Source organism: Corynebacterium sp. DNF00584 (genome assembly GCF_001552965.1).
Taxonomy (GTDB): Bacteria; Actinomycetota; Actinomycetes; order Mycobacteriales; family Mycobacteriaceae; genus Corynebacterium; species Corynebacterium phoceense.
The window spans coordinates 19869-33155 of the sequence record NZ_KQ959744.1; the positions used below are offsets into that span (position 1 = coordinate 19869).

Genomic DNA, 13287 nt, shown 5'->3' on the forward strand with positions numbered 1-13287 from the left:
TTGTCGGTTAGGAGTCTTGCGGGTCGTCGTCAAGCGCGGCGTCCTTGGCGTTGCTGACATATTTGCGCCACCAGTAGATGAGCAGAAGCACGATGATGGCAGCGGCTGCCAGAATGGCCCACATCCACCACTGCCAGTGAGCGCCCGAGTTGTTGAATGCGGCCTCGTCTTCCGGTTCCATCGGCACACGGTGGCCTGTGACGAGCAAGCGGTGGGTATTTACGCCGTAGGGAGTGCAGGTAATGAGCGTAACGAGGTCCTGGCCTGGCTCACGGTGGAGCGAGCTGGTGTCTGTTGGCTCGACGACCCGAATATCGTGTACGTCGTATTTGAGCTTCTCGCCGCCGGCGGCGATGTAGAAAGCATCGCCCTTCTTGACCTTGGTGAGGTTGTCCCACAGCGTGGCATTTTGTAGGCCAGTGTGGGCGGAAAGTGCTGCGTGCCGACCCGCGCCATCACCTACGCCGCCGACAGGTAGGTCCGTGCCATAGAGGTGGCCAGCGCCGCGGGAGAGTGCTTTTTCTGAGGTGCCGTGATAAATGGGCAGATCGGAATCGATGGAGGGGATAACAATGCGGCCCATGGCATCGGTCTCCGACAGCACAGACAGGTATTGGCGGTAGCGCTGGTACTCGGGAGAGCTCTCGTCATCGGTGGTGGTCCAAGCGTCTTCCACACTGATGTGGCCCAGCTGGGCGTTGTAGGCCTGTGCCTCCTCCCAGGCGGTGTGCAGTACTTCTGGCGGGGCTTGCTTCTCCAGCTTGGCGTATTCCTCTGCGGCACGCGATTGGTTAAAGTTATTCCACTGCGTGGCCACCACGGGGTAGAGCAAGACACCGAGGCCGACGAGGATCAGAATTAACGCAATGATGGCGTTGCGGTTGACGCCTTTCTTCTTGGGTGCGTCGCTGATTTCCGCTGGTTCGTGCTTGCCCATTGTGTCCTGCCTGTGTGGGGTCTGTTACCGCATGCCCTGGTATTGACGTGGGGGTAGTTTTGAATCTCGGACTAGGGACGATGTAGCTCTGAGAGAAAACGTGTCTGTCTAGTCGCCGATAACGAAGCACAGGGCTTCATACCGATTCAGAGTGGTCTCGTCGATGGCCAAGATTTGATCAACCGCGCGCTGTTCGCGGAGCTCATCGATTGTGCGGGGCGCAAGCTCTCGAAGTACATGCTCACGCTCAGCGCGAAGCTCCGCTGTGGTTTTGGGCGTGAAGATAGGGGCTGTCATGATCCATCCTGGAGGTATGAAATTAGTCCATGAAATGGGGAAATGTGGAGCCGACGACGGGAATCGAACCCGCGCTAGCAGCTTGGGAAGCTGCAGTTCTACCATTAAACTACGTCGGCACTGCTGCTAGAAGTTAGCAACTCAGACAGTCTAGCACCGCCCTCGCCGCGACAGGGAAAGGCACCGCGTAAGATGTAGGACGTGCTTCTTTCAGATCGTGACATCCGTGCCGCCCTAGACTCCGAGTCCCTCGTCATCGAGCCGTACGACCCGGAGATGGTCCAGCCGTCCTCCGTCGACGTGCGCCTAGACAAGTTCTTCCGAGTGTTCAATAACTCGCGCTACACGCACATCGATCCCAAAGAAGAAATGCCGGACCTCACGAGTCTCGTGGAGGTCGAGGACGGCCAGTCCTTCATCCTGCACCCGGGCGAGTTCGTGCTCGGCGCGACGTACGAAAAATTCACGCTGCCGGCGGACCTCGCGGGTCGCCTCGAGGGTAAGTCCTCGCTGGGCCGCTTGGGGCTGCTCACGCACTCCACGGCGGGCTTTATCGACCCGGGGTTCTCGGGCCATATCACGCTCGAGCTGTCGAACACCGCAAACCTGCCCATCGCCCTGTGGCCCGGTATGAAGGTGGGCCAGCTGGCCATCTTCAAGATGTCTTCGCCGGCCGAGAACCCGTACGGCACCGGCAAGCTTGGCTCGAAGTACCAGGGGCAGCGCGGTCCCACGCCGTCGAAGTCTTACCTCAACTTCCGTTAAGTCTTAAGCTGAACGTCGCCCTTTGTTTACCAGCCGCTCGTAGGATTGCCCTTTATGCGAATGACTGTGATCGGAACTGGATATTTGGGTGCCACGCACGCGGCGTGCATGGCGGAGCTGGGCCACGAGGTTCTGGGCGTCGACGTGGACGCGGCCAAGATTGAGGCGCTCCAAGCTGGGAAGGTTCCTTTCTTCGAGCCGGGGCTGCCGGAGGTCCTCGAGCGCAATATTGAGGCCGGTCGACTGTCGTTTACCACGGAGTACACAGAGGCCGCCGAGTTCGCGAAGGTTCACTTCTTGGGCGTGGGCACGCCCCAGCGTCATGGTTCGTACGCAGCGGATATGACCTACGTCAAGGCTGTCATCACGGACCTCGTGCCGAAGCTTACGGGCGAGAATCTCATCCTTGGCAAGTCCACCGTTCCCGTCGGCACCGCCGCGGAATTACAAGACATGGCCAACGAGCTCGCGCCCGCGGGCACCACGGTAGAGATTGCCTGGAACCCAGAGTTTCTGCGCGAGGGTTACGCGGTCAAGGACACCATTACTCCGGATCGCATCGTCCTCGGCGTCCAGGATGGCGGCCGTGCCGAAGAAGTCGCTCGCGAGATCTACGCCCAGCCGCTCGCTGGCGGCACGCCGTTCATCACCACGGACCTGCAGACCGCCGAGCTGGTCAAGGTCTCCGCCAACGCCTTCCTGGCCACCAAGATTTCCTTCATCAACGCCGTGTCTGAAATCTGCGAGATTGCAGGTGCGGACGTGACACAGCTTGCCGATGCCATCGGGTACGACGATCGCATTGGCCGCAAGTTCCTCGGGGCTGGGCTTGGCTTCGGTGGCGGTTGCCTGCCCAAGGATATTCGTGCGTTCATGGCACGTGCGGGTGAGCTCGGCGCGGACCAGGCTCTCACGTTCCTCCGCGAGGTCGACGCCATCAATATGCGCCGCCGCGACCGCGTGGTGGACCTAGCCAAGGCATCTTTCGCCGGCGCGCTGCTCGGCCACCGCGTGACGGTGCTGGGCTGCGCGTTTAAGCCAAATTCGGACGACGTGCGCGACTCGCCGGCGCTGTCCGTGGCCGGTTCGCTCTCGCTGGCAGGCGCGGCCGTGACGGTTTACGACCCGGAGGGCATGGCGAATGCGAAGAAGGTCTTCCCCACGCTCAACTACGCGCCTGATTGCGAGTCCGCGCTGCGCGACGCGGAGCTGGTCATCCTCGCCACGGAGTGGAAGGAATTCAAGGAGCTCGACCCGGCGGCTGCGGGCGAGCTGGTGAGCCGCCGCCACATTATCGACGGCCGCAACGTCCTCGACGTCGAGGCATGGCAGACTGCTGGCTGGACGCTCGACGCGCTCGGCCGCTCGCTTTAGGGCTCCCAGCTTTGGGTTTATGGCGCCTCGGCGTCGAAAATCTCGTGTGAGGCGCCATAAATCCAAAGCTAGCGCGGTGCGGATTCGGAAACGACCTGGAGAGCGCGACGTTCGGGGACCGTGAGTGCTGCGATGATCGTGGCGAGCGGCACGGCGATAGTGAGCGCCGCGGCGCCGATGCCGGAGCGCAGGAGCTCGGTGGACACGAGATCGGAGACGAGGATCTGGCCGGCGGGACGCTTCGCCGCAGTGATGAGGATGAGCAGGGGGAGTGCGGCGCCCGTATAGGTGAGCACGAGGGTGTAGACCATCGAGGCGATGTGGTCGCGGCCGACTTTCATCGCGGAGACGAAGAGGGAACCAGCGCGGGCTTCGGGCTCGGCGGCGGCGAGCTCCGTGACGGTCGACGCTTGGGCGATGGCCGCGTCGTTGAGGCTGCCCAGTGCGCCGATGATGAACCCGGCCATGAGCACGCCGATGACGGAGACGCCGGGCAGGTAGAGGACGAGCTTGAGGTTATCTTCGGAGCTCAGTCCTTGCAGGTGCGTCGTGTCGATCATCGCCCAAGCGAGGAGCGCGGTGACGCCTAGGGCGAGGAGTGAGCCGCCCATCGCGGCCGCGGCCTTCCAGTTCACGCCGTGGACCATGGGCACGGCGATGAGCACGATGATGGAGCAGGCAAGCAGCGTGACCACGATCGGATTGTGACCTTGGAGGAGCGCGGGGAGCAGGAAGAGGAAGACGACCGCGAGCGAATAGGCGAGCCCGAGGAGCGCGCGCAGGCCCTGCCACGCGCCGAAGCCCACGATGATGATCGCGACGATAGCCGCCCAGATCCACAGCTCGCCGCCGCGTTTATAGTCGGCGAAGGAATAGGTAAGCGAGCCGTCGGGATTGGTGGCCTCGGCAAGCAGGACTTCTTGGTCGACCTCAAGCGTTGGGTCGCCGGCCACGCCGTGGAAGACGAGCTGCGTCTGCTTGCCTTCGTTGGTGCCACTCGTGAGATCGAGCAGCGCGCGCGTACAGGACGTGTCCTCCTCGAACGCGGGGCGCAGCGGCGGCTCGTCAAACGCCGTGCCCGTGAGCGGCGAGGCGCACAGGTGATGGTCGACCGTCGTGACGCGCGCCGTAATCTGTGGCTGATTGAGCGCGTAGGTTCGAGTGAACTCGGGGCTGAACATCGGGGTGCCCGAAGGCCACTGCCACGCGAGCCCGATCGCGGTGAGGAGGAAAGCGAAAAGCAGCGCACCGGCCAGGCCGACGCGCCATGGGTTGCGGCCGGTGACCGGTGCGGAATGTCGAGACATGTTCACTATTGTGAACTATCTCCAGCAATAGCGGAAATCGTTACTGTTTGTAGCTCACGAGGAAGTTGCCGAGGCGCTCGATGGCATTCTCGATCTGCGAGGCCCACGGCAGCATGACGATGCGGAAATGATCCGGGTTCGGCCAGTTGAAGCCCGTACCTTGAACCATGAGAATCTTTTCCGCGCGCAGGATGTCGAGCATGAGTTTCGTGTCATCGTGAATGTCGTAGACGTTGGGATCCAAGCGCGGGAACGCGTAGAGCGCGCCCATCGGCTTCACACAGCTGACACCCGGAATCTTGTTGAGACCCTCGTACGTGACGTTGCGCTGCTCGAGCAGGCGGCCGCCCTGGCCGGTGAGCTCGTAGATGGACTGGCGCCCACCGAGCGCGACCTGGATGGCGTGCTGGCCCGGAACGTTGGCACACAGGCGAGTGCCTGCGAGAAGATCGAGGCCCTCGATAAAGCCGTGAGCGTACTTCTTCGGACCCGTGACGACCATCCAGCCAGCGCGGTAACCGGCGACGCGGTAGGCCTTGGACAGGCCGTTGTACGTGATGGTGAGCAGATCCGGGGCGAGCGAGGCGATCGAGATGTGTTTCGCACCGTCGTAGAGGATGCGGTCGTAGATCTCGTCGGCAAGGATGAGCAGGTCGTGCTCGCGCGCGATGTCGACGATGCCCTGGAGGATTTCGCGGGAGTACACCGCGCCCGTCGGGTTATTCGGATTGATGACGACGATGGCCTTGGTCTTCTCCGTCACCTTGGAGCGGATATCCTCGAGCGAGGGGTTCCAGTCGTCTTCTTCGTCGCAGAGGTAGTGCACCGGGGTGCCGCCCGCGAGCGAGGTCGCCGCCGTCCACAGTGGATAGTCCGGCATGGGGATGAGGACCTCGTCGCCATTGTTGAGCAGCGCCTGCGTCGTCATGGAAATGAGCTCGGAGACGCCGTTGCCCACGTAGACATCATTGATGTCGAAGGGCGGGAAATTCTCCAGCTCATAGCGCGTCACAATCGCACGGCGCGCCGGGATAATGCCCTTGGACGTGGAATAACCCTGGGACGTGGGCAGCGCCGCAATCATGTCTCGCATGATGACGTCCGGCGCGTCGAAGCCAAAGATGGCTGGGTTACCGGTGTTGAGCTTCAGAATGGAATGGCCGTCGAGCTCCATGCGCTCGGCCTCGGCGGTCACCGGGCCGCGGATGTCGTATGCGACGCCCTTGAGCTTGTCTGCCTGATCGAAAATGCGAGTCATGCCGCCTAAGTCTATACCCCGACTAGGCTACTTTTCGTTCCACTGATTGAATTTCTTCTTTGCGAAATTCATGGCCTCGCCCGTGAGCTCGCTTGCCTGCTGGCGGCGCTGCGCCCACATCTGGGATTCGATGGCTTTCTGCTCTGCGCGCTGTGCCGCCGTGGCCTGCTGGATTTCCCGCATGCGTTGGCGCTCCATTTGCCGGGCGCTGGGCGTGCTCCAGTTTTCCGGACCCACTTTCGCGACGTAGAGGAGGATCCACAGCACCGGTACCAGTGCTAAGAGGGTGACCACCCCAACGGCCGCCCCCGCACCCGTGCCCGCAACGCCGACGGAGATGGCGGCCACGTTGAGGCCGATCGTGCCGATGAGCGCCGTGGCCAGACGCGGCTTGCGCGCCGCAGCTCGTGCACGCTCCAGATCGCCCTGCGAGTAGACCTTGAGCTCCTGCGTGCCACGCGCCGGGATATCGGCAAAGAGCGGCACGAGATCGCGGCGCGTGGCCGCGCGCATGATGTCATCCGAGCGCTGTTCGAACTCGTCCATGGTGATGCGTCCCTCGCCCACGGCGCGGGCGAGTTGATTCATGGCGTCGGTGCGCTCGGCATCAGAAAGCCGCAGCGAATTATCAAACGGGGAGGCTCCAAAGCTAGTCACGCTGTCTATATTAGGTGTTTGAATCCTTACGGAGCTCGTCCTTGACTGCTTGTTCTCTCTCAGCGTGCTCCGCTTCTTCCCTGGACTCGGCCGTGGAGTCCTCGTCTTCTTTTTGCTTCTCCTCCGCGTTCGGGTCATTGCTGCGCACCAGAGAACTCAGCAGCGGGAAGATCACGACGGTGAGCGCGCCGCCGGCGATGAAGATGGACGCGTGTTCGTCATCCATGATGCCGGAGGCCACCGCCACCGTGGTCACGGCGACGATGATCGGCAGACCCGTCGCGGCATAAAGTGCGACTTGCAGGCGCTCACGCGTGGTTTCGATTTCGGAGCCAGTGTGGTGAACATTCTCGCGCAGGAAGACTGGCAGGCCGCGCGTGAACAGGATGAGCAGCGGGATGCCGATGACCTGGAGCGGTTTGTCTGCGATGACCTTCCAGTCGATGGACATGCCGGAGACCACGAAGAAGACCGGGATGAGCATGGAGTAGCACAGCACGTTGAGACGGTTTTCCAGACCCTTGTGGAACTCGTCCGGCACCACGCGGTTCAGGATAATGCCAGCCGCGAACGCGCCCAGAACGATGTCGAGCTCAAAGACCGCCGTGACCGCCATGAGGATGGCCAGGATAAGCACGATAAGGCGCAGGATGGTTTGGTTCGTCGCGCCCGCACCGGCGATAAACGCCCGCTTCACCCAGGGCGCGAGCTTTCCGATGGCCTGGGGCGCGACCGCCACAAAGACCGCAATGCCCAAGAAGGCCAGGAGGATGAGCGCCGTGAGCCACGTGGCGCGGGTACCCAGCAATAGCGCCATCGCGGTAATCGGTGCGAGCTCACCAACGGCGCCGTGGATCATCACGGAGTCGCCCACGCGCGTGCCGATGAGCTTGTCCTGCTTGAGCATCGGCGTAATCGTGCCCAGCGCCGTCGAGGTCACGGCGATGCCCATGACGATGGCGAGTGGAATCGTATCCACCAGGAAGTACGCGCCCGCGATACACGCGATAATACACATCAGCCACGTCGTAAACGCGGTCTTCGCTTGCTTGGATTTCAGCGTGCCGAGGTCAATCTCGAAGCCGGCGAGGAGGAACAGCGCGCCCACGCCAATTTCCTTGAGCATGCCGATGCCCGGATCCTCGTGCGCCAGATCCAGGATCGACGGGCCGATGATCATGCCGAAAATGATGAGCAGTGCCACCGACGGCAGCCGGTTGCGCAGCATGGCGGCCACAATCGGGGCAAGCAAGGCTACCGCCATGATCCACGCGAAGGAGACCAGGGACGGTGTGTAGTCGGTAGAGCCAGCCGCGAGGACAACAACATCTGCGGCGAGAGTGTGAGTCATGCGATTAGAGTACTTTCCTCCCGCGCCGTGTGCCTACTCTCGGCGCTGCTCCGTGGCCCAACCGTTATCGATTCCCCACACCCCGCCACGAGTGTGCCATCTCACCTGCTGCCAGAGAATTATCAGGAACTGCCAGAAAGCGCGCAGGCGCTCGTACGGCCTGTGCAAGGTGCGCGCCCCATAATGAGTTCATGCGTTTGAGAGGCGCATACCTGAGAGAGATAGAGAGATAGCCCCGGGTCCCGGGGTGGCGACGTGAGACACCGCCAATGGGACACCTCCTAAGAGAGATAGAGTTGCCTCGAGCCCCGGCCTTTCGGTCGGGGCTCGAGGCGTTCTCTTTGCCCGCGTGCGCCTAGGACGCACCGCCGAGCACTGCATTATCGGGTGCGTTAGTGACAAATTTCCCGCGATGTTCGCGCCAATCTCGTCCGCGAGAACGTGCGCATGCGAGGCGCCCATGCCCGGGGCCGCACCAGTGATGAAAACTACTTTGCCGTGAACTCGATTACTCATGCCGCCCACGGGACGCGTGGACGCTGCAGCGTTCCTGTCGAAAATCTCGTTTCAGCTCGAGGCGCGGAGCGCTTTTGGGCAGCAACAAAAAAGTTCCTTGTGAAAATCGCTCAAATTTTTCGATCTGAGAAGCGATTTTCGCAAGGAACTGAACTAGCTGGACTTAGCGCATGTTGAGGAACCAGTACGCGCCGCCGCCCAGAGCGGCCAGGACAGCGACAATCGCAGCAATGATGCCGCCGATGAGCCCGCCGTCCTTGCTCGAACCCTTATCCGTAGCAGCACCCGGCGTCGCCACAGTCTTCGTGACCGTGACCGGTGCTGCGACCTTCGTGACAGTCGCGGTTTCAGTGACCGTCGTCGGAGTGGCCACAGTCGTCGGGACAGCGACGGTCTTCGTGGTGGTTGCGGTTGTAGTCTCGGTGGCTGTAGCAGGCTCGCGGCTGATGACCGTGGTGGTGACCGGTGCGGGTTTCACGGTGACGGTCGTCGTAGCGGTAACAGTCGGAAGCTCCGGCGTCGGGTCTGCGGGGATCGGCTCGCCGTCCTTGACAAGAGTGGGAATGGGAGCGAGAGTCCTAATTCCCGAAACGGTGTCTCGAGTTCCGTCGGTGTAGATGATTGTTGCGGTGAAAGGCACGCTGAATTCAGCAGGGTAAATGGGCTCTGGGTTGATTGAGGCTTTTGCAAAACTTGGAAGGAAGCTATTTCCTGCGAGGTTGATTGGGTACGGACTTTCTCCGAATTCAACATTTACACGTGAAATGTAGTCGTTGCTTGGGAGACCATCCAGAAGGATGACTCCCGATTCTGCGGAGCCAACCTCAGCCGGGAAGGGGTTGAAAGGTTGCGGGTCGTAGGCTTCGGCGAAAGTGAGGGGCGCAGCGGTTGCGGCCTGGGGGACGACCACGAGCGCGCCGGAGAGCGCGAGGGCCGAGAGAAGAGTTCCAATCTTGCGCACGGGCAAAGACTCCTTGAGTTAAGAGTGGCGGACGTGGGAGCAATGAAAGAGGAACAAATTTTCGGGATGGCGCATTCGGGGGTTGAAACATTAAAAACCCCTGATTTACTGCTAAGAACCAGGAGATCAGGGGCGGCAGCACGAGTCTCGGGGAGGAGGTTAGTCCTCCGCGAACTGGGCCTGGTTGAGACGCCAGTACGCGCCGTGGGCCTCCAGCAGTGAAGCGTGGGTGCCTTGCTCCACGATGTCGCCGTCTTCCATGACGAGGATGAGGTCCGCGTCACGGATGGTGGACAGGCGGTGGGCGATGACGAAGGACGTGCGGTCGGCGCGCAGGGCGTTCATGGCGTCCTGGACGAGGACCTCGGTGCGGGTGTCGACGGAGGAGGTGGCTTCGTCGAGGATGAGCAGCGCCGGTTGGGCGAGGAAAGCGCGCGCGATGGTGATGAGCTGGCGCTCGCCAGCGGAGACGGATCCGCCGTCCTGGTCGATGACCGTGTCGTAGCCGTCGGGGAGGGAGTGCACAAAGCGGTCGACGTACGTGGCCTTCGCGGCGGCGATGACCTCCTCGTCCGTGGCGTCGAGGCGGCCGTAGCGGATGTTATCCATGATGGTGCCCTTAAAGAGCACGGCATCCTGGAGCACCATGCCCACCTGGGAGCGCAGCTCAGCGCGCGAGAGCGAAGCCGTGGAGACACCGTCGAGGCGAATTTCACCCGAGTCGATCTCGTAGAAACGCATGAGCAGGTTGACCAGCGTGGTCTTACCGGCACCGGTGGGGCCGACGATGGCGGCGGTCTGGCCGGGCTCGACGCGCAGGGACAGGTCCTTAATCAAGGGTTTCTCCGGATCGTAGGAGAATGCCACATGATCGAACTCAACGAGGCCGCGGGCGCGGCCGGGGTGGGAGGAGGGGGCATCGGGAAGCTGTTCCTCGGCGTCGAGGAACTCGAAGACGCGCTCGGCGGAGGCGACGCCGGACTGGACCTGCTGGGCCATGCCGCCCAGCTGGCCGAGCGGCTGGTTGAACTCGCGGGAGTACTGGATAAACGCCTGGGCATCGCCCAATGTCATCTGGCCGTGGGCCACGCGCAGGCCGCCGAGGACGGCGATGGCGACGTAGGACAGGTACGAGATGAACTGCATGATCGGCATCATGATGCCGGAGAGGAACTGGGCGAGGGACGCGGAGCGGAAGAGCTCCTCGTTGCGCTCGTCGAACTCGGCGGTCATGGCCTTGGTGCGACCGAAGACCTGGGCAAGCTCGTGGCCGGAGAAGGCCTCCTCGACCTGGCCATTGAGCAGGCCCGTGGACTTCCATTGCGTCTTGAATTGCTTCTGGGAGCGGGTGCCGATGACGCCGATGACGATGCCGGTGAGCGGCAGCGAGAGCAGCGCGATGAGTGCGAGGCGCCAGGAGACGTTGAACATCATGACGGTAATGCCCACCACGAGCAGGACGTTGTAGAACATCTGGCTGATCGCCTGTTGGAGGGCCTGCTGCACGTTATCCACGTCGTTGGTAGTGCGCGAGAGGAGGTCGCCGCGCTGGTTGGTGTCGAAGTAGTTCAGCGGCAGGCGGTTGACCTTGGCCTCGACCTGCTGGCGCAGATCGTAGACGACGCCCATGACCAGCTTGTTGAGCCATAAGCCCTGCCAGAGCTGGAAGAGCGAGGACACCACGTACATGAGGATGACGAGGATGATGATCTGGCCCAGGCGCGTGAAGTCGATTCCGCTGCCAGGGTGGAGCTCCATGCCCGACGCCATGTCCGCGAACTGGTCCTGGCCAGCAGCGCGCAGGCCCGCGACGGCTTCTTCCTTGGTGGTGCCGGCGGGCAGCATGCGCGAGACGACGCCGGAGAAAATGACGTCCGTGGCCTTACCCATGATCTTCGGGGCGACGACGGCGAGGACAACGCAGACCACGTTGAAGAGGCCGATGACCGCGAGCGCCGCCTTGTGCCCGCCGAGCAGGCCAATGAGGCGCTTGGCCGAGGGCCAGAAGTTCTTCGCGGTGCGCGGGGCGGAGCCGGACCAATCGTCGCCAGCGGTGGCGGCTTCGAGCTCGTGGAGCTCCTGCTCGGAGAGTTCTTGAGTCTTTTTAGCCATGGTTTATGCCTCCACCGTCGCTTGGGATTCGACGATCTCGCGGTACGTCGGGGATGTCTCGAGCAGCTGCGCATGGGTGCCCTTGGCCACCACGCGGCCGGCCTCCATGACAAGAATCTGGTCCGCGTTCTCGATGGAGCTCACGCGCTGCGCGACGATGATGGTCGTGGCGTCGGCGGTATAGGAGCGCATGGCCTCGCGGACTTTCGCGTCCGTGATGACGTCGAGCGCGGAGAAAGAGTCATCGAAGAGATAGACCTTCGGTTTTGCGACGAGCATGCGCGCGATGGACAGGCGCTGGCGCTGGCCACCGGAGACGTTCGTGCCGCCCTGCGCGATGGGCATGTCGAGGTCCGTCACGAAGTTCGCCTGCGCGACTTTAAGGGCGTCCCACAGCTCCTCGTCCGTCGCGTCGGGTGCGCCGGTGCGTAGGTTGGAGGCCACGGTGCCGCTAAACAGGTAGGGTTTTTGCGGGACGAGGGCCACGCGCTTGACGATGCCCTCTCGCGCCAGGTCGCTCGTTGCCACACCGTCGATCCGGACCTGGCCCTGCGTGGGCAGGTAGAGACGCGGAATGAGGGAGAGCAGCGTGGTCTTGCCTGAGCCGGTCGCGCCGATAATGGCGGTGGTCTGGCCGGGGTGGGCGGTAAAGGAGACGTTCTCGAGGACGGGGGCATCGGCGCCGGCGTAGGAGAACGTCACGTTATCGAATTCGACCTCGCCGGTCTCGTGTGCGGGCTCGATGGGGTGCTCGGGCTCGACGATGGACGGGGCGCGGTTGAGGACCTCGGTGATGCGCTTGGCGCAGATGATGGCGCGGGGGAGCATCATGGCCATAAACGTGCCCATCATGACGGCGGCGAGGATCTGCATGAGGTACTGGAGGAAAGCCGTGAGCGAGCCGACCGCGACGAGTCCGTCGTCGACGCGGTGGCCGCCGAACCAGAGCACGGCGCCGGTCGCGACGTTGAGGATCACCGTGATGATGGGGAACATCGTGACGAACAGGTTGCCGATCTTGAGCGAAAGCTGCGTGATGTCCTCGTTGGCCTCGGTAAAGCGCTCGGTCTCGTGGGCCTCGCGGACGAAGGCGCGGACGACGCGGATGCCGGTGATCTGCTCGCGCAGCGTGCCGTTGATGGCGTCAAGCTTGTCCTGCATGACGCGGAAGAGCGGCATGAGCTTGGCGATGAGCGCGGAAATGACGCCGAGGAGCACTGCGACGGAGACCCACACGAGCCAGGAGAGGCCAGCGTCTTCACGCATGGCCATGATGATGCCGCCGATGGCCATAATCGGCGCGGACACCATGAAGTTCAGGGTCATCATGAACGTCATCTGGACTTGCTGGACGTCGTTCGTGCCGCGCGTGATGAGCGTCGGCGTGCCGAAGTGACCCATGTCCTCGGCGGAGTAGCGCGCGACGCGGCGGAAGACCATCGCGCGGATATCGCGGCCGAGGCCCATGGCGGAACGCGCGCCGAACCACACGGCGATGACGGCGGCGATGACCTGGACGAACGCGACGGCGAGCATGACGCGGCCCGTGGTCCAGATATAGGGGACGTCGCCCTGGGCGACGCCCTGGTCGATGATGTCCGCGTTGAGCGACGGCAGGTAGAGCGTCGCTGCGGTTGAGATGGCCTGCAGCGCGAGTACCGCCAGGATTTGCCAGGTGTACGGCTTCGCGTAGCGACCGATGAGTTTGATCAGTTCCACAAGGAACCAACTTTAGCAATCTTCGGTGTTAAA

10 protein-coding genes and 1 tRNA gene are annotated in these 13287 nt (G+C 62.6%); 2 read left to right on the forward strand and 9 right to left on the reverse strand.

What is annotated here, in order from left to right; all coding sequences use genetic code 11:
• Positions 1–7: 7 nt before the first annotated feature.
• Positions 8–937, reverse strand: a complete 930-nt coding sequence (locus HMPREF0307_RS05260; protein WP_066488719.1) for a class C sortase — start codon at positions 935–937, stop codon at positions 8–10.
• 342 nt (positions 938–1279) lie between these two features.
• Positions 1280–1353 (reverse strand) — tRNA-Gly (locus HMPREF0307_RS05270).
• A gap of 82 nt (positions 1354–1435) precedes the next feature.
• Between HMPREF0307_RS05270 and dcd the strand changes: the two genes are divergently transcribed.
• Both dcd and HMPREF0307_RS05280 read left to right on the forward strand, forming a co-directional pair.
• Positions 1436–1999 carry a dCTP deaminase gene (gene dcd, locus HMPREF0307_RS05275; protein WP_066488725.1) on the forward strand — a complete coding sequence of 188 codons (564 nt, stop codon included), beginning with the start codon at positions 1436–1438 and terminating at the stop codon, positions 1997–1999.
• Between the two features lie 54 nt (positions 2000–2053).
• Positions 2054–3373, forward strand: coding sequence for a UDP-glucose dehydrogenase family protein (locus HMPREF0307_RS05280; protein WP_066488734.1), 1320 nt, complete (start codon positions 2054–2056; stop codon positions 3371–3373).
• Positions 3374–3441: 68 nt separating this feature from the next.
• Here the strand turns inward: HMPREF0307_RS05280 and HMPREF0307_RS05285 are convergent, their stop codons facing one another.
• The 7 genes from HMPREF0307_RS05285 to HMPREF0307_RS05315 form a co-directional block, all read right to left on the reverse strand.
• Positions 3442–4680, reverse strand: a complete 1239-nt coding sequence (locus HMPREF0307_RS05285; protein ID WP_066488953.1) for a YibE/F family protein — start codon at positions 4678–4680, stop codon at positions 3442–3444.
• Positions 4681–4720: 40 nt separating this feature from the next.
• On the reverse strand, positions 4721–5938 hold the full coding sequence (locus tag HMPREF0307_RS05290; RefSeq protein ID WP_066488740.1) for a pyridoxal phosphate-dependent aminotransferase: 1218 nt from the start codon (positions 5936–5938) through the stop codon (positions 4721–4723).
• A gap of 27 nt (positions 5939–5965) precedes the next feature.
• Positions 5966–6595, reverse strand: coding sequence for a DUF1707 SHOCT-like domain-containing protein (locus tag HMPREF0307_RS05295; protein ID WP_255356861.1), 630 nt, complete (start codon positions 6593–6595; stop codon positions 5966–5968).
• Positions 6596–6605: 10 nt separating this feature from the next.
• On the reverse strand, positions 6606–7946 hold the full coding sequence (locus HMPREF0307_RS05300) for a cation:proton antiporter (RefSeq protein ID WP_066488748.1): 1341 nt from the start codon (positions 7944–7946) through the stop codon (positions 6606–6608).
• A 679-nt stretch (positions 7947–8625) separates the two neighbouring features.
• Positions 8626–9423, reverse strand: coding sequence for a hypothetical protein (locus tag HMPREF0307_RS05305; protein WP_066488753.1), 798 nt, complete (start codon positions 9421–9423; stop codon positions 8626–8628).
• Between the two features lie 159 nt (positions 9424–9582).
• Entirely contained in the window at positions 9583–11535 is a 1953-nt protein-coding gene (locus HMPREF0307_RS05310) for an ABC transporter ATP-binding protein (protein ID WP_066488756.1), read from the reverse strand.
• Between the two features lie 3 nt (positions 11536–11538).
• A complete protein-coding gene (locus HMPREF0307_RS05315) occupies positions 11539–13254 on the reverse strand; it encodes an ABC transporter ATP-binding protein (protein WP_066488761.1) in 1716 nt (571 codons plus the stop codon).
• Between the last annotated feature and the right edge of the window lie 33 nt (positions 13255–13287).